The 20,344-nt window shown below is 63.9% G+C and carries 17 protein-coding genes; 5 read left to right on the top strand and 12 right to left on the bottom strand.

The features are described 5' to 3' along the window. Positions 1 to 210: 210 nt before the first annotated feature. From ACZIRK_RS42415 to ACZIRK_RS42395, 5 genes are all read right to left on the bottom strand, one after another. Positions 211 to 936, bottom strand: coding sequence for a DUF4167 domain-containing protein (locus ACZIRK_RS42415; RefSeq protein WP_130229257.1), 726 nt, complete (start codon positions 934 to 936; stop codon positions 211 to 213). A gap of 472 nt (positions 937 to 1,408) precedes the next feature. After that, a complete protein-coding gene (prmC, locus tag ACZIRK_RS42410) occupies positions 1,409 to 2,326 on the bottom strand; it encodes a peptide chain release factor N(5)-glutamine methyltransferase (RefSeq protein ID WP_474419586.1) in 918 nt (305 codons plus the stop codon). Between the two features lie 117 nt (positions 2,327 to 2,443). Then, a complete protein-coding gene (prfA, locus tag ACZIRK_RS42405) occupies positions 2,444 to 3,523 on the bottom strand; it encodes a peptide chain release factor 1 (protein WP_028164204.1) in 1,080 nt (359 codons plus the stop codon). 55 nt (positions 3,524 to 3,578) lie between these two features. Next, on the bottom strand, positions 3,579 to 5,846 hold the full coding sequence (ptsP, locus tag ACZIRK_RS42400; RefSeq protein ID WP_130229254.1) for a phosphoenolpyruvate--protein phosphotransferase: 2,268 nt from the start codon (positions 5,844 to 5,846) through the stop codon (positions 3,579 to 3,581). A gap of 545 nt (positions 5,847 to 6,391) precedes the next feature. Then, positions 6,392 to 7,645, bottom strand: a complete 1,254-nt coding sequence (locus tag ACZIRK_RS42395; protein ID WP_130229253.1) for an aspartate kinase — start codon at positions 7,643 to 7,645, stop codon at positions 6,392 to 6,394. Positions 7,646 to 7,800: 155 nt separating this feature from the next. Here ACZIRK_RS42395 and ACZIRK_RS42390 point away from each other — a divergent pair, with 155 nt between their 5' ends. From ACZIRK_RS42390 to ACZIRK_RS42380, 3 genes are all read left to right on the top strand, one after another. Beyond that, a complete protein-coding gene (locus tag ACZIRK_RS42390) occupies positions 7,801 to 8,268 on the top strand; it encodes a PH domain-containing protein (protein ID WP_130229252.1) in 468 nt (155 codons plus the stop codon). Positions 8,269 to 8,281: 13 nt separating this feature from the next. Further along, positions 8,282 to 9,031, top strand: a complete 750-nt coding sequence (gene ubiG, locus ACZIRK_RS42385; protein ID WP_130229251.1) for a bifunctional 2-polyprenyl-6-hydroxyphenol methylase/3-demethylubiquinol 3-O-methyltransferase UbiG — start codon at positions 8,282 to 8,284, stop codon at positions 9,029 to 9,031. 198 nt (positions 9,032 to 9,229) lie between these two features. After that, positions 9,230 to 10,129 carry an EamA family transporter gene (locus ACZIRK_RS42380; RefSeq protein WP_130229250.1) on the top strand — a complete coding sequence of 300 codons (900 nt, stop codon included), beginning with the start codon at positions 9,230 to 9,232 and terminating at the stop codon, positions 10,127 to 10,129. Positions 10,130 to 10,132: 3 nt separating this feature from the next. Here ACZIRK_RS42380 and ACZIRK_RS42375 read toward each other — a convergent pair whose 3' ends face one another. The 4 genes from ACZIRK_RS42375 to ACZIRK_RS42360 are packed head-to-tail and all read right to left on the bottom strand — an operon-like array spanning position 10,133 to position 12,589. Further along, positions 10,133 to 10,603 (bottom strand): DUF1178 family protein, encoded by a 471-nt coding sequence (locus ACZIRK_RS42375; RefSeq protein WP_130229249.1) that lies wholly within the window; start codon positions 10,601 to 10,603, stop codon positions 10,133 to 10,135. Further along, complete coding sequence (locus tag ACZIRK_RS42370) at positions 10,600 to 11,478, bottom strand: carbon-nitrogen hydrolase family protein (RefSeq protein WP_130229248.1); 879 nt, start codon at positions 11,476 to 11,478, stop codon at positions 10,600 to 10,602. Before ACZIRK_RS42370 ends, ACZIRK_RS42375 begins: the two co-directional genes overlap by 4 nt. Further along, on the bottom strand, positions 11,478 to 11,750 hold the full coding sequence (gene grxC, locus ACZIRK_RS42365) for a glutaredoxin 3 (RefSeq protein WP_028164213.1): 273 nt from the start codon (positions 11,748 to 11,750) through the stop codon (positions 11,478 to 11,480). Before grxC ends, ACZIRK_RS42370 begins: the two co-directional genes overlap by 1 nt. 29 nt (positions 11,751 to 11,779) lie before the next feature. Beyond that, positions 11,780 to 12,589 (bottom strand): ComF family protein, encoded by an 810-nt coding sequence (locus ACZIRK_RS42360; protein ID WP_130229247.1) that lies wholly within the window; start codon positions 12,587 to 12,589, stop codon positions 11,780 to 11,782. 78 nt (positions 12,590 to 12,667) lie between these two features. On the opposite strand from ACZIRK_RS42360, the gene ACZIRK_RS42355 reads away from it, so the two are divergent. Next, complete coding sequence (locus ACZIRK_RS42355) at positions 12,668 to 13,510, top strand: methyltransferase domain-containing protein (protein ID WP_130229246.1); 843 nt, start codon at positions 12,668 to 12,670, stop codon at positions 13,508 to 13,510. Positions 13,511 to 13,647: 137 nt separating this feature from the next. On the opposite strand, the gene ACZIRK_RS42350 is transcribed toward ACZIRK_RS42355, so the two are convergent. From ACZIRK_RS42350 to ACZIRK_RS42340, 3 genes are all read right to left on the bottom strand, one after another. Next, entirely contained in the window at positions 13,648 to 14,058 is a 411-nt protein-coding gene (locus tag ACZIRK_RS42350; protein ID WP_028164216.1) for a (deoxy)nucleoside triphosphate pyrophosphohydrolase, read from the bottom strand. A gap of 62 nt (positions 14,059 to 14,120) precedes the next feature. Next, entirely contained in the window at positions 14,121 to 15,380 is a 1,260-nt protein-coding gene (argJ, locus tag ACZIRK_RS42345; RefSeq protein ID WP_130229245.1) for a bifunctional glutamate N-acetyltransferase/amino-acid acetyltransferase ArgJ, read from the bottom strand. 189 nt (positions 15,381 to 15,569) lie between these two features. Further along, positions 15,570 to 16,511, bottom strand: a complete 942-nt coding sequence (locus ACZIRK_RS42340) for a peptidylprolyl isomerase (RefSeq protein WP_130229244.1) — start codon at positions 16,509 to 16,511, stop codon at positions 15,570 to 15,572. Positions 16,512 to 16,863: 352 nt separating this feature from the next. Between ACZIRK_RS42340 and secA the strand changes: the two genes are divergently transcribed. After that, a complete protein-coding gene (gene secA / locus ACZIRK_RS42335) occupies positions 16,864 to 19,701 on the top strand; it encodes a preprotein translocase subunit SecA (protein WP_130229243.1) in 2,838 nt (945 codons plus the stop codon). Positions 19,702 to 20,344: the final 643 nt, after the last annotated feature.

Genomic DNA, 20,344 nt, shown 5'->3' with positions numbered 1-20,344 from the left:
CCCCATCAGGTGGCGGTCTTGCACCGACCCCGTACAGAAGCGAGACCCCGGCGAGCGGATGACGCAAAAAGGGATTGACTGAGCAAGGCCCGTTACAGAAGGGTGGGCAAAGCGAAGCGTGCCCACCATCCACGTTCGGTGCAAGAAAGGTGGGCACGCTTCGCTTTGCCCACCCTACAAATTTTTCGCTACTTTCTTGTCGCGGGCTAACTACTCATTTCCCGGATTGACGTCTTCGCTCGGCGCGGGTTGCGCGGCGGCGTCGGGTCGCGGGCCGTGCGGGCGGCGGCGGCGGCGCGGGAAGCGCTCGTTACGTTCGCTGCGTTCTCCGCCGCCATTGCCTTCATAATTGCCATTGACCTGCGGCTGCGCACCTCCGGTGATGAAGGAGGGCAGACGGTCGACGCCGCCATTGTCCGCGATCACCGGCTGCGGCTGATTCTGCGGCGGCGCTTGATATTGCGGCTGCTGACGATGCTCGCGCTCGCGTGGCTGCTGCTGGTCGCGCTGATAGGGCTGCTGATTGTTTTCGCGCGCATAGGGCGGCTGTGGCACGAAGCCGGGCTCCTGCCCGAAGCTCGAATAGCTGTCGTCCTCGTCGCCCTCGTCGGTCGTTGACGCATCGTTGTTGTTGTCGACGCGGGGCTGCTGCTGATTCTGCCGAAGCTGTTCCTGAGCCGCGGCGATGATGCGGAAGTAATGCTCGGCGTGCTGATAGTAGTTCTCGGCGGCGACCGGGTCGCCGGAGGAGCGCGCATCGCGCGCGAGCTGAACGTATTTTTCCGCTACGTGGGAAGCAGTGCCGCGGATCTTGATGTCGGGTCCGTTCGATTCGAACACTCGCGTCAACGGGTTCTGACCGCGCCGGTTGTTGTTGTTGTTGTTGTTATTGTTATTCCGGTTACGCATCCGCTTGTTATTTTGACCGTTTCTCATGTCTCGCCTTTTATTCCAGCCCTAAGTTACCAGCGTTAGTTACCAGCGTTGAAATTGCCGTTGCGGTGGAAGTTGCCAGTGCAACTGGCGCACGCGCTCATGCGCACCGACTCACGATGCCATTCGGATCAATGCCAAAGTTCGCCAACCATCGCGTTGAGCAAAACGCGTTCCCCAACCGCCGGCCGGTCGGCCTGCGGATCAATTATTCAGCTTGCCACGCAAGCCCAGTTCTCTCACGTAAGTCTTCAAGCGCAATAACAGGCTTTCGTTCGCTTGGCGGTCGAGAGCAGCACAGCCCCGGCTATTGCGCTCATACAGACCCGCGTTTTGGAACCTTTGATCGGCGGGCTCTCGGCGAGAACCCTGGTCTTCACCCGTTAACGGTTACGGGGCCAAACCGATGTCATGACCGGAACGTAGTCGTTCCCGGGGGATATTCCAAGAGGTTTTTTTGCGTTCCAATAGGACTTTATCGCGGCAATTTGCGGCCCGCCACCGCCCGTGGGATGCCCGCCAGATCTGCCCTCGGCGGACCGGCTGGGACGAGCCCCGCACCCGTCATCAAAGCTTCAATGGCCTCGCTCTGTCCAATGCCTGATTCGACAACCAGGGCGGCGCCAGGGGCCAGCAGGCCGGCGGCCTGCGGGATCAGCGCGCGATAGGCATCCAGCCCATCGTCGCCGCCATCGAGCGCGGCAAGCGGGTCGTGCTCGCGCACCTCGACCGTAAGGTCGGCAATGTCAGCGGATGGGATGTAGGGCGGATTCGACACGATCAGGTCGAAGTGGCCGGAAAGGCCCGATGCATAGTCGCAGGCGATGAACGTCGCACGATTGCCAATGCCCAACATCAGCGCATTGGCGCGCGCCGTCTTGAGCGCCTCCGTGCTGATGTCGGTGCCGTAGCCCGTGGCCGCAGCAAGCTCGGAGAGCAGCGCCAGCAGGATGGCACCGGTGCCGGTGCCGAGATCGGCGATCCGCAACGGTTTTTCCGAAGCTCCGTCCGCGCGGAGAATTTCCATCGCGAACTCCACCACGGTCTCGGTGTCGGGCCGCGGCACCAATGTCGCGGCGGAGAGTTTTAGCGGCAGTCCCCAGAATTCCTTTTGCCCGAGGATGCGCGCGACCGGCTCGCCGGCGAGGCGACGGCGCGCGAACGCTTCCAATTGTGCTGCTTCATTCCCGGTCAGCGTCCGGCTCGCTGCCGTGATCATGCCGGTGAGATCGAGCTTGAGCACCGCGCCGAGTAGCACGCGTGCATCGAGCTCGGCCGAATCGATCGCCGCCGATTTGAAGCGTGCGCCGAGTTGTCGGCGCGCCGCATCGACATTGAGACCGACAAAAGCGCTCACACCCTCACCGTCGTCCCTGCGAAAGCAGGGACCCATAACCACAGGACGGAGCGATCCCGCGTAGCCCGGATGGAGCGGAGCGCAATCCGGGATTCGTGCAGTCCGGCCCGCTGCCCCGGATTACGCTGCGCTCCATCCGGGCTACGGGAGTCCTCACGCCGCCGCACCCTGCGCGGCGAGTTGCGCTGCCTGGTGCTCCGTCGTCAGCGCGTCGGTCAATTCACCGAGTGCTTCACCTGATATCACCTGCGGCAATTTGTAGAGCGTCAGGTTGATGCGATGATCGGTGACGCGGCCTTGCGGAAAATTATAGGTGCGGATGCGCTCGCTGCGGTCGCCGGAGCCGACCTTCTCCTTGCGGTCGGCGGAACGCGCCGCCTCCACGCGCTGGCGCTCGGCATCGTAGATGCGCGAGCGCAGGATGTTCATCGCCGACGCCCGGTTCTTGTGCTGCGAGCGGCTGTCCTGCATCATCACCACGATGCCGGTCGGGATATGGGTGATGCGGATCGCCGATTCCGTCTTGTTGACGTGCTGACCGCCGGCGCCCTGCGCCCGCATGGTCTCGATCCTTAAGTCCTCGTTCTTGATGTCGACGTCGACATCCTCGACCTCCGGCAGCACGGCCACCGTCGCGGCGGAGGTGTGGATGCGCCCCTGCGTCTCGGTGTCGGGCACGCGCTGCACCCGATGCACGCCGGATTCGAATTTCAGTTTCGCGAATGCGCCGCGGCCCTGCACCTCGGCGATGATTTCCTTGTAGCCGCCGACCGTGCCCTCGCTGGCCGAGATCACCTCGACCTTCCAGCCCTGCAGCGCGGCGAAGCGTTCATACATGCGGAACAGGTCGCCCGCGAACAGCGAAGCTTCGTCGCCACCGGTGCCGGCGCGGATTTCCAGCACGACGTTGCGATCGTCCATGGCGTCCTTCGGCAACAGCGCGATGCGGATCTTCTGCTCGAGCTCGGCAAGCCGCGCATGCAGCGTCTCGAGCTCGGCCTCCGCCATGCCGCGCATGTCGGGCTCGGTTGTGGGATCGGCGATCAGACTCTGGGTGTCGGCGAGCTCGGTGCGCGCGGCGCGATAGGCCTTCACCGCCTCGATCAGCGGATTGAGCTCGGCGAGCTCGCGGGTGATCTGGACATAGCGTTCCGAATTCACCTGGCCGAGCAGTTCGGCCTCGAGCGAGGCATGATGGGCGAGCAGGACATCGAGTTTGGCTTCGGGCAGCATGGATGGTTCTCAAATAACGGAAAGGGCAGGGGCGGCGCCGTCGAGGAGAGCGTCGCTACAAGGTGAGCCCTTCGGCTTCCGCAAATTCCGTCAGCTTCTCGCGGATCGAAACGCTGCCGGCCGGTGCGTCCAGAAGCGGGTTGATTATCGCTTCGGCCTTTTTCGCGTCGAGCTCGAGGATCATCGCTTTCACCGGACCGTGCGCGGTCGCCGACAGCGACAGCGAGCGGTAGCCGAGCGCGATCAGCACCAGCGCGCCGATCGGCTTCGATGCCATCTCGCCGCACAGCGAGGCGACCTTCCTGCTTGCCTGCGCCTTGCGAACGATGTCGCGCAGCGCGCGCAGGATCGGCGCGGACAGGGTGTCGAACCGTTCCGAGACCTTGGCGTTGCCGCGGTCCACCGCGAACAGGAACTGGAACAGATCGTTCGATCCGACCGAGAGGAAATCGACCCGCTTCAACAGCTCGTCGAGCTGGTACAGCAGCGCCGGAACCTCGATCATGGTGCCGACATCGACGCGCTCGGGCAGCGAATGGCCGTGCTGGCGCAGATAAGTCAGTTCCCGCTCGACAATCGCCTTGGCCTGATCGAACTCGGCAACATCAGAGATCATCGGGAACATGATCTTCAGCGCGCGGCCGCCGGCGGCGCGAAGCAGTGCGCGGATCTGACCGCGCAACAGTCCCGGGCGGTCGAGGCCGAGCCGGATCGCGCGCCAGCCGAGCGCGGGATTTTCCTCGACGAACGTCTCCATATAGGGCAGTGCCTTGTCGCCGCCAATGTCGAGGGTGCGAAAGGTGACGGGCTTCGATCCCGCCGCATCCAGCACGGTGCGATAGAGCGCGAGCTGGTCGCTGGAGCGCGGCAGGTTCGGGCTCACCATGAACTGCAGTTCGGTCCGGAACAAGCCGATGCCGGCGCTGCCGGTGTCATCGATATGCGGCAGGTCGATGGTCAGGCCGGCGTTGATCAAGAGTTCGATCGGCTGGCCGTCCTTGGTCACACAAGGCTTGTCGCGCAGCGCCGAATATTGCGCCTGCCGCCGCGCGCGGAAGCGGACCCGCTCGGCGTAGGCGGATTCGATCTCCGATGACGGACGGACATAGATCTCGCCCGAGATGCCGTCGACGATGATGGCATCGCCGGGATCGGCGATGCCGGGCGCGTTCGGCACCTCGCCGACGGCGGGAATGCCGAGCGCGCGTGCCACGATCGAAACGTGGGAATTGGCGGTGCCTTCTTCGAGCACCAGTCCGCGCAATCGCTTGCGGTCATAGTCGAGCAGCGCCGCCGGGCCCATCGCGCGGGCGATCAGGATCGCGTTGTCGGGCAATTGTTCGCGTGATGGCGCGTGGTCCTGGCCGACCAGTTGCCGCATCAGGCGATGGCCGAGATCCTCGAGGTCGTGCAGCCGGTCGCGCAGGTAAGGATCGGTCGAGCGCAGCATGCGCGCGCGGGTGTCGGACTGCACGCGCTCGACCGCGGCTTCAGCGGTGAGGCCGGTGGCAACCGCCTCATGCAGCTTGTGCGACCAGCCCTGGTCGTTGGCGAACATGCGATAGGCTTCGAGCACGTCGCGATGCTCGCCGCCGTCGGCGACGTCGCCGCGCTCCAGCAGCCGGTCGAGATCGGCGCGCAGCTTGGTCAGCGCCGCATCCAGCCGCTTGATCTCCTTCGGCAGGTCTTCGGCGATATAGTTGGTGATGACGACGCGCGGCTCGTGCAGCACGACATGGCCGAGCGCGATGCCTTCGGAGAGAATGGCGCCGGTCTTGTGTAGGGAATGCCGCGCCGCAGGTTCGGCGCCCGGCTGCGCCAGCGCCGCCAATTCGCCGGAGGCGATCATCTCCGCCAGCACCATGGCGGTGGTCTGCAGCGCCTCGACTTCTTCCTCGACATAAGTGCGTTTGGCGCGGTTTTGCACGACCAGCACGCCGAGCGTGTTGCCGGCGCGCAGGATCGGCACGCCGAGGAAGGAGTGATAGATCTCTTCGCCGGTTTCCGGGCGATAGGAGAAGGCCGGGTGGCTTTGCGCGTCGCTCAAATTAAGCGGCGTGGCCTCGCTGGCGACGAGGCCGACCAGGCCCTCATGGGCGCTGAGCACCGTCCTGTGGACGGCGTCGCGGTTCAGACCTTCGGTGGCGTAGAGCTCGAGGGTGTTATCGACGCGCAGCACATAGACCGAGCAGACTTCGGCCACCATATTGGCCGCGATCAGGACCACGATCTTGTCCAGCCGCTCCTGGGCTGAGACCTGCTCCGCCATGGTTTCGCGGAGCCGTCTCAACAGGACGCGGGGACCTCCCGAAGCGCTCCGCATAGGTTGCAACCCTCCCCCACATGACCAGCAGGCCGTGTGGCCGGCAACTGGCGAGAAACTCGATTAATCCAACAATTTTATCCATCGGCGCCGCCGCAACCTCGCAACCCGGCCGAATCGGATTCGCCAAGACTGTGACACAGTTTGCGGCACCCTCCGATCAGGCCGTATAGCCAATCGAGGCTTGTTTTGCCAAGCAAAACGCCTGCCAAAAGATATAACGTCTCTGTCAGCCCAATGCTGCGGTAGCTAAGAGAAATTCTTACTCGCAACAGCGAGAAACGTGGGCTTGAGCTGTTCCACCTCTCCTACAGGGAGGGGCCCTTTACCCTCCCCTTTCAGGGCAGGGCTATCGCCTATGAAATAGAACTTGGCGGGCGATTCCTTCGTGGCCCATCCTTCGAGACGCGCTGCGCGCCCCTCAGGATGAGGTCTGGTTTCGCGGCGGAATCTTAGACCCTCATGGTGAGGAGCGCCGCTTGCGGCGCGTCTCGAACCATGAGGCCCGCCCCGTGCGGAACCTCTCCCTTCAGGAGAGGTGGCCCTCAAGCCTGGTCGAGACCGTACAGCGTGTGCAGTGTGCGCACCGCGAGCTCGGTATAGGCGGCATCGATCAGCACCGAGAACTTGATCTCGGACGTAGTGATGGCGCGGATGTTGATGTTGCGCGCGGCAAGCGCGGCAAAGGCCTTGGCGGCGACGCCGGCATGGCTGCGCATGCCGCTGCCGATCACGGAGACCTTCGAGACGTCGGTGGCGCTGTCGAAGCGCTGATAGCCGATCTTGCTCTTGGCCGCGGTAATGGTGTCGCGGGCGCGGCCATAGTCGCTCGCCGGAACCGTGAAGGTAAGGTCCGTGGTCTTGCCGTCCTCCGAGACGTTCTGCACGATCATGTCGACATTGATGTTGGCATCCGCGAGCGGGCCGAAGATCGCTGCTGCCACCCCCGGCTTGTCCTCGATCTGGCGCACGGAAATCTGGGCTTCGTCCTTGGAGAAGGCGATGCCGGTGACGACGTGCATTTCCATGATTTCCTCCTCGCTGCAGATCAGCGTTCCCGGCGGCGTGCCGTGCGGGTCGATATCTTCAGGCTTGTCGAAGCTGGAGCGGACGAAGATTGGCATGTTGTGCACCATGCCAAGTTCCACCGAGCGCACCTGAAGGACCTTGGCGCCCTGAGAGGCCAATTCCAGCATGTCCTCGAACGCGATCTTATCGAGCCGGTGCGCCTTCGGCACCACGCGTGGGTCGGTGGTGTAGACGCCGTCGACGTCGGTATAGATGTCGCAGCGGTCGGCCTTGACCGCCGCTGCAATCGCCACCGCCGAGGTATCGGAACCACCGCGGCCGAGCGTGGTGATGCGGCCGGTCTCGGGATTGATGCCCTGGAAACCGGCGATGACCGCGACCTCCTTCCGCTCCTTGAAGCGCTTCATGAGCTCGGTGCCGTCGATATCGAGGATGCGCGCCGAGGCGTGCGCGTCGGAGGTCTTGATCGGGATCTGCCAGCCCTGCCAGGAGCGCGCCTGGACACCCATGCTCTGCAGCGTGATCGCCAGCAGGCCCGAAGTGACCTGCTCGCCGGAAGCGACGACCGCGTCATATTCGCGTGCATCGTGCATCGGGGAAGCCTCGCTGCACCAGGCCACCAATTCGTTGGTCTTGCCGGACATGGCGGAGACCACCACGGCAACATCGTGCCCGGCATCGACCTCGCGTTTGACATGGCGTGCGACGTTGCGGATTCGGTCGATATTGGCGACGGAGGTGCCGCCGAACTTCATCACGAGGCGGCCCATGACGACGCGTGCATTCCCTGTGAGGATAGGTAGATTGCCCGCGCTTAACCCAAGCACGGGGGCTGAAACGCGCGTATACATAGCGAAGCGGCCGGGGGCAAGCGGGTTCCTGGCGCCGTCCGTGGTGGGGGCGCGGCGGTAACTGAGGCGTTTGTATGGGGCGGTATATCGACGAGATCCTGCAGCCCGGTGAGAGGGTGCTGTATTCGACGAACGCGCACTGGATTTTCTTCCTGCCGGCCATTGCCGGCTGGGGCGTGGCGATCGTGTTCCTGATCCTGGCCTATATGGTCCCAACCGGCGCGCCGGCGGTGCTTTGCCTGGCGCTGAGCGGAATCGCGGCGCTCGCGGCGTTGTACAAGACGGTGACCGCCTGGTTCCATCGTTGGACCACCGAGACCGATGTGACCAATCTGCGGATTGTGCACAAAGAGGGGTTCATTCAGCGCGAGACGTTTGAAATGAGCCTCGACAAAGTTGAGAGCGTCGACGTCTCCCAGAGCATTCTTGGCCGTATCCTCAACTACGGCAATGTGAGAATTCTCGGCGTCGGCGAGGGGCAGAAGACGATCAAAATGATTGCTTCGCCGCTCGCATTCCGTAGTTACATCACGGCGCGATAGGGGCGCGCGCATCATGGCCATGCAGTCTGACTTTTCCGGCACCACGGTCGATCCGGCCGAGGTCGCAAAATTCTCAAAACTCTCGGCGGAGTGGTGGGATCCGCGCGGCAAGATGGCGCCGCTGCACAAGATCAATCCGTTACGGCTCGGCTATATCCGCGATGCCGCGTGCCGCAAGTTCGACCGCAACGTCAGGAGCCTGAGCTGCCTGTCCGGCTTGCGCATCCTCGATATCGGCTGCGGCGCCGGGCTATTGTGCGAGCCGCTGGCCCGGCTCGGCGCCCAAGTGATCGGCATCGATCCCTCGGCCTCCAATATCGCCGCCGCGAAACTGCATGCCGACAAGGGGCATCTGGCGATCGATTATCGCTGCACCACGGTGGAAGAAATGGACGCGCGCGAGCGCTTCGACATCGTGCTGGCGATGGAGGTGGTCGAACACGTCACCGACGTCGGCGTGTTTCTGAAACGCTGCACGGCGATGCTCAAACCCGGCGGGCTGATGGTGCTCTCGACGCTTAACCGCAACTGGAAGAGCTTTGCACTCGCGATCGTCGGCGCCGAATATGTGCTGCGGTGGCTGCCGCGCGGCACCCATCAATGGAGCAAGTTCGTCACCCCCGACGAACTCGCCCACTACCTGCAAGACAACCGCCTCACCATCACCGACCAGGCCGGCGTGGTCTACAACCCGCTCGCCGACCAATGGAACATCTCCTCGGACATGGACGTGAACTACATGGTGGTCGCGGAGGAGGGGTAAGCATTTCCCGCGAAGCCGTCATTGCGAGCGGAGCAAAGCAATCCATAGTGCCACTCGCCGAAGCATGGATTGCTTCGCTCCGCTCGCAATGACGAGGCGCCGCAGCGCAATCCTGTCATGCGCTGTTCCGGTTGACCGCGCGCGCGGCGCCCGGCACGGTGAGAGCGTTTTCCCCGCCCGCCCGCGATTCTTGCGCACATGCTGACGATTTCCTGGCTCTGGATTCCTTTCACCATCGTCGCTGCGCTCGGGCAGGTTGCGCGCAATGCGATGCAGCGGTCGCTGACCGGGCCGCTCGGGACCTGGGGCGCGACCAATATCCGCTTCCTGTTCGGCTTTCCGTTCTCGATCCTGTTTTTTGCGCTGGTCATCGTGGTGACCGGCGATTCCGCTCCGTGGCCGCCGGTGGCGTTCTGGCCGTGGCTGCTGCTCGGTGCGCTCAGCCAGATCGTCGGCACCGGCCTGATGCTGCTGGCGATGAACGAGCGCTCCTTCGTGGTGACGACGGCGTATCTGAAGACCGAGGCGATCCAGACCGCGATCTTCGGCTTCGTCTTCCTCGGCGATCATCTCACCTTGCTGAAGGTGATCGCGATCCTGATCGCGACCATCGGCGTCGTCATCACCGCACTTCGGCCCGGCGGCGAGAAGGGGTTTGCGGAGCTGAGGCCGACCATCATGGGCCTGGTCGCGGCGGCTGCGTTTGCGCTGTCGGCGATCGGCTTCCGGGGCGCGATCATCGCGGTGCCCGGTGTCTCCTTCGTGACGGCGTCGTCCTATACGCTGGTGTTCGGCCTGTTCGTGCAGACGCTGGTGCTGTCGATCTATCTGTTGCTGCGGGCGCCCGGGGTGCTCAAGGCGATCCTCGGATTATGGCGGCCATCGATGCTGGCGGGCTTCATGGGCGCGTTCGCCTCGCAATTCTGGTTCCTTGCCTTCGCACTGACAGCGGCGGCGAACGTGCGAACGCTGGCGCTGATCGAAGTCTTGTTCGCGCAAGGCGTGGCGTATTATTCATTCAAGCAGCCGATCTCGCCGCGCGAGTTTTCCGGCATCGTCCTGATCGTGATCGGTGTGGCGCTATTGATCGCGGCGTGAGGATCAGTTCCGGTCGTCCGGCAGCACCGGCAGCGGCGAGACCTCGACGCCTTCCTCGATCAGCGAGCGGGCTTCCTCCGGCGAAGCTTCGCCGTAGATCGGACGGTGCTCGATATCGCCGTAATGCATCTTGCGCGCCTCGTTGGGGAAGCGGTCGCCGACATTGTCGGCGTTCTTGACGATGTGGTCGCGCAATTCCTTCAGCTTGGCGCGCAGTTCGCGCTCCTGCGCCATCATCAGCGGCGTGGATTCGGCTGGCGCTGCCGCCGGCTGCTCGGCCGGCACAGGCGCTGCGCTTTCGCGGCCTTTCTTGCCGACGATCTGCGGCGCCATGATTGCCTTCTCGATCTTTGACGAGCCGCAGGTCGGGCAGGTCACGAGCTTGCGGCGGACCTGAGAATCGTAAGCCGACGAAGTCTGGAACCAGCTTTCGAAAGCGTGGCCCCGTTCGCAGCGCAGGTTGTAGCGGATCATGCTGAGCCCCGGACGAGGTGCAGATGCTCCGGACCTGCCTTGGGGTCGGCGACGGTGAAACGCCGTCCGTGCTGCAGCGAGGGGATCGCCCTGCGCGCGGTCTCGACCTTGGCCGGATCGATCTTCGCCAGGAACACGCCCGGCTCGACGCCGCCCTCGGCGAGGATCTCGCCCCAGGGATCGATGATCAGCGAATGACCATAGGTCTCGCGCTTGTTCTCATGCAGGCCGGCTTGCGCGGCGGCAAACACGAAGCAGCCGGTCTCGACGGCGCGCGAGCGGAGCAGAATGTGCCAATGCGCCTCGCCGGTCTTGCGGGTGAAGGCAGACGGTACGGTCAGGAAGGACGCGCCGCTTTCGGCCAGCGCGCGGTACAGCGCCGGGAAGCGCACGTCATAGCAGATCGTCAATCCGATCCGGCCCCAGGGCAGATCGGAGATCACAGCAGTCTCGCCCGGCTGGTAATTGGCCGATTCGCGGTAGCTCTCGCCGCCGGGCAGATCGATATCGAACATATGGATCTTGTCGTAGCTGGCGAGCAGATTGCCGTCCGGGCCGATCAGGAAGGACCGGTTCACGGCCTTCTCCGGCGAGAAGCGCAGTGCCAGCGAGCCGATATGCAGATGGATCTTCAATTCGGCTGCGAGCGCGCGATAGGCCTTCAGCGACTTGTCGTCCTCTTCCGTCGCCAGATGCTCGAACAGCGCCTTGCGGTTCAATTGCATCATGTTGCTCACTTCGGGCGTGAGCACATAGTCCGCGCCTTGCGCCGCCGCCTCGCGCACCAGCTTGATGCCCTGCTCGAGGCTCGGCTCCGGCAGAAGCGAGGTGCGCATCTGCACCATGGCTGCGGTGAAGGTGCTGTCGGCACTCATCAGGCCACGCCTTCGCTGGCTAAGAGGCCATCGAGCTTGCCCTCGCGGTCGAGCGCATAGAGCTCGTCACAGCCGCCGACATGGGTGCTGCCGATGAAGATCTGCGGAAAGGTCGAACCGGCGCCGGCCCGCTTGTACATCTCGTCGCGATAGGCCGCGTCGCTGGCCACGTTGAATTCGGTGAACGCCGCCTTCTTGCGGGTCAGAAGCGACTTGGCCGCGCTGCAGTAGCCGCAGCCCGGGCGGGTATAGATTTCAATCGCAGCGGTCATGGTGCGCTCGGTTGTGATTTTGTCCGGGATTATATGGGAGTTTTGTGGCTATCGACAACCCGGGCGAACACCAGCACATCGACCTGTGCCGCCTTGGCGCGCAGAAGCGCCCGCGCGCAGGCGTCGACCGTCGCTCCCGAGGTCAGGACGTCATCGACCAGGATCACGCGGCGGCCCTGGATTTCGGCCGCGCGGTCCGGCCCCACTTTGAAAGCACCCTGGACATTGGTCGCCCGCTGCGCCCGCGACAATCCGACCTGCTGCTCGGTCGAGCGCACCCGGCGCAGCGCATCGGGGGCAAGCGCGACGCCGCTCTGGCGCGAAATGACGCGGGCAAGCGCGCCGGATTGATTGTAGCGGCGGCTCCAGCCGCGCCGCCAGTGCAGGGGAACTGGTACCAAAATATCGGCGTCGCGAAGCAATTCCTTCCCCGCGCGCGCCATCCAGCGGCCCATTGCTGGCGCGAGGTCCGTGCGGTCCTGGTATTTCAATGCGTGCACCAGCGTGCGCGCGACGTCGTCATAGCGCACCGCGGCGCGGGCGCGCTGGTAGGCCGGCGGACTGGCGATCGCCTCCATCGACAACAGCTCCGGACCGGGGTCGTAGACGAAGGGAATGCCGAGCCGCGGGCAGAACGGTGGTGCAATGAACGACAATTTGGCCCAGCAGGCGGCGCAGACGCCCTCGCCATCGACCGGCTCGCGGCACGAAACGCACAGCGTCGGCAGCGCGATGTCGAGCATCAGCCGTACTGCATGCGTCCATGCTCCCTGCGCAACGCTCAGCGCGCCGCGCAGATGGCCTGCAATGGAGCGGGATGGTGATGCCTCGGCGCCCATGGACCGAGGCTAGCCTCATGATCGTGTCAGCTCAAGCATTGCGTTGCCAGAGGTGAAGGCAGGGCGTAACCAGCGGACATGGCCGCAAATCCGACCACACCTGTGTTGTTCGATCGTTCGCTGCTCGCGGCGCGGCTGAAGCGCGCGCGGCGCGATGCGCCGGTCACCTTCCTGCTCGAGCGCGTCGGCGAGGACATGGCGGAGCGTTTGCAGGCGGTCACGCGGGAGTTTGCCGATGCCGCCGACATCTGGACGCCGGGCAATGCGCTCCATGATCTCTTGCGCGCGCGATGCAAGTCCGTCCGCGAGGTTGCGTTCGAGGCTGCCGAAGTCCTTCCGCTGCAGCCGGCTTCGCTCGATCTTGCGGTCTCCGCGCTCGCTTTCCAGTTCGTCAACGATCTTCCCGGCGTGCTCGCGCAGGTGCGTCGCGCGCTCAGGCCCGACGGGCTGTTGCTCGCGGCGATGATCGGCGGCGATACGTTGACCGAGCTTCGGCAATCCTTCGCCGCCGCCGAAGCCGAATGCGAGGGCGGAGTGTCGCCGCGCGTGGCGCCATTCGCCGATTTGCGCGACATCGGCGCGCTGTTGCAGCGTGCCGGCTTCGCGCTGCCGGTGACCGACGTCGACCGCATCGTGGTGCGCTACGCCAACGCCTTCGCGCTGATGCAGGAATTGCGGCGCATGGGCGCCACCAATATCCTGGTCGAGCGGCGCCGCGCGCCAACCCGCCGCGCCACGCTATTGCGGTTGGCGCAAATCTATGCCGATCGCTTCGCCGATCCTGACGGCCGCATCCGCGCCACCTTCGACGTGATCTGGCTGTCCGGCTGGGCACCGCATGAAAGCCAGCAAAAACCGCTGCGGCCGGGTTCGGCGAAAGCGAGTTTGGCAGAGGCGGTGAAGCGGGCAAAACGCGACTGACGCCGAATACCGCAGCCGACATCGCCGGGCTTGACCCGGCGATCCATCGATCTGGAAAGAGCCTTTTTCGAAGATGGATGCGCGGGTCAAGCCCGCGCATGACGAGTGAGGGTGCGGCGGCCCTGTCGCGAGCAAACCTACAACAGCAGATCAATCAGATGCGGGATCAGCGGAATGTCCGCCGCCGGCATCTCATAGTCGCGCAATTTGTTGGCGCGGACCCAGGCGAGGTTCTGTCCCTCGCGCGCCGTCACCATGCCGTCCCAGCGCCGGCAGATATAGAGTGGCATCAGCAGGTGAAACGTCTCATAGGCGTGGCTCGCGAAGGTTAGCGGCGCCAGGCACGGCTCGGCGACGGTGATGCCGAGTTCTTCATGCAATTCGCGGATCAGCGTCGCTTCCGGCCGTTCGCCGGCCTCGACCTTGCCGCCCGGAAATTCCCAGAGCCCCGCCATCGGCTTGCCGGCAGGCCGCTGCGCCAGCAGCACGCGCTTGTCGGCATCGATGAGCGCGCAGGCAACCACGAGGGTGAGTTTGATATCGGTCATGCGCGGCACGCCTGCTGAATCGTAGGATGGGTTTCGCTGCGCTCTACCCATCCTACATAGAATTACGACCGATAATCGCCGTTGATCGCGACATATTCCTTGGTGAGATCGCAGGTCAGCACGCGGTCGCGGCCCTTGCCGAGGCCGAGATTGACCTTGATCTGGATCTTCGGCTCTTTCATCGCCTGCGACACTTCCGCCTCGTTGTAGGAGGGATCGCGGGCGCCGCTCTTGGCGACGCGGATGCCGTTGAAGGAAATCGAGAGCTTGTCGCGGTTGGCGGGCTCGCCGGCCTTGCCGACCGCCATCACCACCCGGCCCCAATTGGCATCCTCGCCGGCGATCGCGGTCTTGACCAGCGGCGAGTTCGCCACCGACATCGCGATCTTGCGAGCGGAAGCCTTGGTCGTCGCGCCATCGACGATGATCTCGACCAGTTTCCGCGCGCCTTCGCCGTCACGCGCCACCTGCTCGGAAAGATCGGCGAGCACATCGCGGAACGCCTTTGCAAACGCTTTCAGGCGCGGATCGCTGGCGCGGCTGATCTTCGGCGCGCCGTTTGCCGCGGCGGCGCCGGTCGCGAATGCCAATAGTGTGTCCGAGGTCGAGGTGTCGCCATCGATGGTGACGGCGTTGAAGGTGTCCTCGACCCCGCTCTTCAGGAGCTGTTGCAGCGCGGCCGATGACAGCGGCGCATCGGTGAAGATGAACGACAGCATCGTCGCCATATCAGGCGCGATCATGCCGGCGCCCTTGGCCATGCCGTTGATCGTCACCTTAGCCTTGCCGAGCTTGACGGTCGCGGTCGCGACTTTCGGGAAGGTGTCGGTGGTCATGATTGCCTTCGCTGCGCTCATCCAGTCGTCGGGCGTCGCCGTCTCGGCCAGCGTCGCCAGCACGCCGTCGAACTTGGTCGCATCGAGCGGCTCGCCGATCACGCCGGTGGAGGCCAGGAACACCTCATTGACGCCGCAGCCGACCGCCTTAGCGGCGATCTGCGCGGTCAGCGCGGTCGACTGCTTGCCGGTCTTGCCGGTGAAGGCGTTGGCGTTGCCGGAATTGACCACCAGCGCGCGTGCAAATCCTCCCTTAGAAGATCCGCCTTTGCCGAGCTTGGCGCGGCACCACTCCACCGGGGCTGACGGGCATTTCGACTTGGTGAAGACACCGGCGACGGTGGTGCCCTTGTCCATCACCGCGAGCAGCACATCGGTGCGCCCCTTGTAGCGGATCCCGGCCGCCGCCGTCGCAAGCCTGACGCCCGCAATCGCGGGCAAATCGGGAACGTCTGTCGGGGCGAGGGGAGAAACGGCGGTGGACATGGCGGATTCCAATCAGGCAGGCGCAATCGTCATGGCCGGGCTAAAGTGCGAAGCGCGTCTTCGCGCAAGATGTCCCGGCCATCCACGTCCTTTTCCCGGCCGGCGAGGCGCCAAGACGTAGATGGCCGGGACAAGCCCGGCCATGACGAGTGTAGATACTATTGGCTTCGCTGAAGTGACAGCGAATTCTTACTTCTTCGCCGGCGGCGCCATCTTGGAGTCGGACGGCTTGGCGGCGGGGGCCGTCGTATCAGCAGGCTTGGCGTCGCTCTTGGCGGTCTCTTCCGGCTTGTCCATGCGCTCGATCTTGGCGGCCTCGCGCAGCTTGGCGACATAGTCGGCCTGCGCTTTGCGGGTCACATAGGTCTCGATCTGGCTCTTGACCTGGTCGAAGGGCGGCGCGGTGCGGTTGCGCTTTTCCTCGACCTTGATGATGTGCCAGCCGAACTGCGACTTCACGGGGTCGGAGATCTTGCCCGGCTCGAGCGAAAAGGCGACGGCAGAGAATTCCGGCACCATCTGCTCCTTGGTGAAGAAGCCGAGATCGCCGCCATCGGAGGCGCCGGGATCCTTGGACTTCTTCTTGGCGAGCTCGGCGAAATCGGCGCCCTTGGCGAGCTCGGCCTTGATTGCCTTGGCCTCGTCCTCGGTCTCGACCAGGATGTGGCGGGCATGCACTTCCTGCTCGCCGGTGATCTGCTTGGAGGCCTCTTCATAGACCTTCTTCATGGCGTCGTCGTTGGTCGCCGCCTTGCCCTCGCTGGCAAGCAGGCTATCCATCAGGAGGCGGTTGCGGGTGAAGGCGAGGCGCTTCTTGAACTCGTCGGTATTGTCGACCTTCTTGTCCTCGGCGGCCTTGGCGACGATCTTCATGTCGATCAGGAAGGCCAGGAGGTTATCCTTCCGCGTCGCAGGGTCCATCTGCTGCAGGCTCGGCCCAAGTTCCTCTTCGGCGATCGCCACATCGCTTTGGCGGATCTCCTGCCCGTTGACCTTGGCAAGCACCGGGTTGGAATCCTCAGCACGGACCGGCAGACCGAAGGCGAGAACCGCGGCGATCGAGCCGGTCACGGCCAGGGATGCGAGGCCGATACGCAAGCCGGGTTTCATTTCCGCGAACGACGTGGTCATGCAAAATCCTTAACTTGTCTCGAACAGGGGGAACTTCTCTTGAGCGGGGCGGACACTCGCCCAATCAAGCCGCCTTGGCAACGCGAAAAGTCTGACAAAATGATGAATTCCTTGACATCCTGCCGAGCGTTGACAACCCCCGGAGCGGGCCATATCTCTGGCCCATCGTGTCAATGGCGATAGCGCTCATTTTGCTTACGTTTTTGGCCGTTGAACCTTGGATTGCTTGCTTCCCACTTAATTGGCGGATCGGGCCCCAGGTTGGGGCCGTTGCCGGGGTGCGTCACGGTGAGTTGATAGACAATCGGCGGCACCACGCTCTGGTTGCAACGCAGAAGAACAGGAACTACGCATGATCGGCGCGCTCGCCCGCAAATTGTTCGGCTCCGCCAACGACCGGAGGGTGAAGGGCTATCAGGCCCGCGTCAACGCCATCAACGCATTGGAGCCCGAGCTCGCAAAGCTTTCGGACGAGGCGTTGAAGGCCCGCACCGCCGAATTCCGGCAGGAGCTGGCGAACGGCAAGACGCTCGACGACCTCCTGGTTCCGGCCTTCGCCACCGTCCGCGAGGCCGCCAAGCGCACCCTCGGTCAGCGCCATTTCGATGTGCAGCTCATCGGCGGCATGGTGCTGCATGAGGGCGACATCGCCGAGATGAAGACCGGCGAAGGCAAGACGCTGGTGGCGACGCTCGCGGTCTATCTCAACGCGCTCGCCGGCAAGGGCGTCCATGTCGTCACCGTCAACGATTACCTTGCCCGCCGTGACTCCGGCTGGATGGGCCAGATCTATTCCTTCCTCGGCATGAGCACCGGCGTCATCGTCCACGGGCTCGACGATGCCGAGCGCAAGACCGCCTATGGCTGCGACATCACCTACGGCACCAACAACGAATACGGCTTCGACTACCTCCGCGACAACATGAAGTACCGCCTGGAGGACATGGTCCAGCGCGGGCACTATTACGCCATCGTCGACGAAGTCGACTCGATCCTGATCGATGAGGCGCGGACGCCGCTGATCATCTCCGGCCCGCTCGACGACCGTTCGGATTTCTACAACACCATCGACACGTTCTTTCCCAAGCTCGACAAGTCGGACTACGAGGTCGACGAGAAGCAGCGCACGGTGACGCTGACCGAAGGTGGCATGGAAAAGCTCGAAGGGCTGCTGCGCGATGCCGGCCAGCTCAAGGGCGACTCCCTCTATGACGTCGAGAACGTCTCGGTCGTCCACCACGTCAACCAGGCGCTGCGCGCGCACACGCTGTTCACCCGCGACAAGGATTACATCGTTCGCGACGGCGAGGTCGTCATCATCGACGAGTTCACTGGACGCATGATGCCGGGTCGCCGCTACTCGGAAGGCCTGCACCAGGCGCTGGAAGCCAAAGAGCACGTCCAGGTCCAGCCGGAGAACCAGACGCTGGCCTCGATCACCTTCCAGAACTATTTCCGGATGTACGAGAAGCTGGCGGGCATGACCGGCACGGCCGCGACCGAAGCCGACGAATTGTTCGACATCTACAAGCTCGAGGTCGTGGAGATCCCGACCAACCTACCGGTGGCGCGCCTCGACGAGGACGACGAGGTCTATCGCACGCAGACCGAAAAATATGCCGCAATCCTCGCAGAGATCGAACGCGCCAACAAGCGGCTGCAGCCGGTGCTGGTCGGCACCGCCTCGATCGAGAAATCCGAAGTGCTGGCCGAGTACCTGCGCAAGCACGGCTACAAGCAGATCGACTTCGGCAATCACGGCGCGCTCGACAAGCTCTATGCCGCGGCGCGCGCCGGCAAGCCGGCCAAGCTGTTCGCGGTCTTGAATGCGCGCTTCCACGAGCAGGAAGCCTATATCGTCGCCGAAGCCGGCGTGCCCGGCGCGATCACGATCGCGACCAACATGGCCGGCCGCGGTACCGACATCAAGCTCGGCGGCTCGCTCGAGATGCGGATCCAGCAGGAGACGGCCTCGGTCGCTGACGAAGCCGAGAAGGCGCAGAAGATCGAGCAGATCAAGGCCGACATCGAGCGCTTCCGCGAGATCGTCTTGAAGGCCGAGGAGGTTGTCGAGGTCGAGCCCGCCAAGGGCAGCAAGCCGGCGAAGACGGTGACCAAGCCCGGCGGCCTCTACATCATCGGCTCCGAGCGGCATGAATCCCGCCGCATCGACAATCAGCTCCGCGGCCGTTCCGGCCGCCAGGGCGACCCCGGCCGCTCGAAATTCTTCCTGTCGCTGGAAGACGATCTGATGCGCATCTTCGGGTCCGACCGGCTCGACAGCATGCTGACCCGGCTCGGCCTGAAAGAGGGCGAGGCGATCATCCATCCCTGGATCAACAAGGCGCTGGAAAAGGCGCAGCAGAAGGTCGAAGCGCGCAACTTCGACATCCGCAAGAACCTGCTCAAGTTCGACAACGTCCAGAACGACCAGCGCAAGGTGATCTTCGACCAGCGCGTCGAATTGATGAAGGACGAGAGCGTCGCCGAGACCGTCACCGACATGCGCCACGCCTTCATCGAGGATCTGGTGGCCAAGCATATCCCGGAGCATGCCTACGCCGAGCAGTGGGATGCGGCTGGCCTGAAGGACGAATTGAAGCGCGTGCTCGATATCGACCTGCCTGTCGACGAATGGGCCAAGGAAGAGGGCATCGCCGACGAGGAATTGTTGGCGCGGATCGAGAAGCATGTCGACGAGCGCATGGCGGCCAAGGTCGCGCAATGGGGCCCCGACGTGATGCGCTACGTCGAGAAGACGATCCTGTTGCAGACGCTCGACCATCTCTGGCGCGAGCACCTGATCATGCTCGACCATCTGCGCCAGGTGATCGGCCTGCGCGGATATGGCCAGCGCGATCCGCTGCAGGAGTACAAGACCGAAGCCTTCAACCTCTTCCAGGAGATGAGCTCGCATCTGCGCGAGGCCGTCACCGCGCAATTGATGCGGGTCGAGATCATCCCGCCGGAGGAGCAGCAGCCGGTGTTGCCGGCGATGGAAGCGCACAAGCTCGATCCCAACACCGGCGAGGACGAGATGTCCTTCGCCAACGCCTCGCTGGTGCCGAAGGCCGCCCCCTCCGACCGCGATCCCAACAACCCCGCCACCTGGGGCAAGGTCGGCCGCAACGAGGATTGCCCTTGCGGCAGCGGCAAGAAGTACAAGCACTGCCACGGCCGGTATGCGTGAGATGAGCCGCCCGTAGCTGCGGGCAGCATTCCACGCTCTCGGTCGTTGACCGACAACATCGGCGCCACCTCCGTCGTCATTGCGAGCTCGACGCTTAGCGTCGCCCCGGAACGACAGTCCCGTCATTGCGAGCGCAGCGAAGCAATCCACGTCTCCACAAGCGGCGCTATGGATTGCTTCGCTGCGCTCGCAATGATGTTGTGGCTAGTTTGGGTGCGACATAACAACCCGACGGGCAAATCACCGAAAGTCTGTCCAGCCCTCGCAGAAAAAACATTCCGCTTTCGCCGTCGGGCAAATCAGTGATTTAACTCCGCGCGTCTCACCCGAATGAGGGGCGGCTCGCGATCGTCACGAACGTTGCGGTGAGATGCGGTGGACGTGATGGATGTGACTGACGAGCATACGCATCACGGACGGTGAAGTCGTGTGGTCCTGGCGCCCCGACGCTGGCGCTAAGCTTCTATGAAGTGACGGTGGCAAAAGAGCCCGGTCACCGGCTATCCGATTCACACGTTTTTGAGCCTCAAAGTGGTGCCGTATTTGATGCGACGGAAGGCTTCGAGGCCCAGGCGCATCACCTTTGGACCAGGCTTTCCATAGTAGGCGGTCCATCCTCCAAGCCGAGCAATGACCCACGCAG

Source organism: Bradyrhizobium sp. Leo114, from assembly GCF_055229415.2.
The sequence above is the reverse complement of the archived record's forward strand: the minus strand, read 5'-3'. Positions and strand labels throughout refer to the sequence as shown.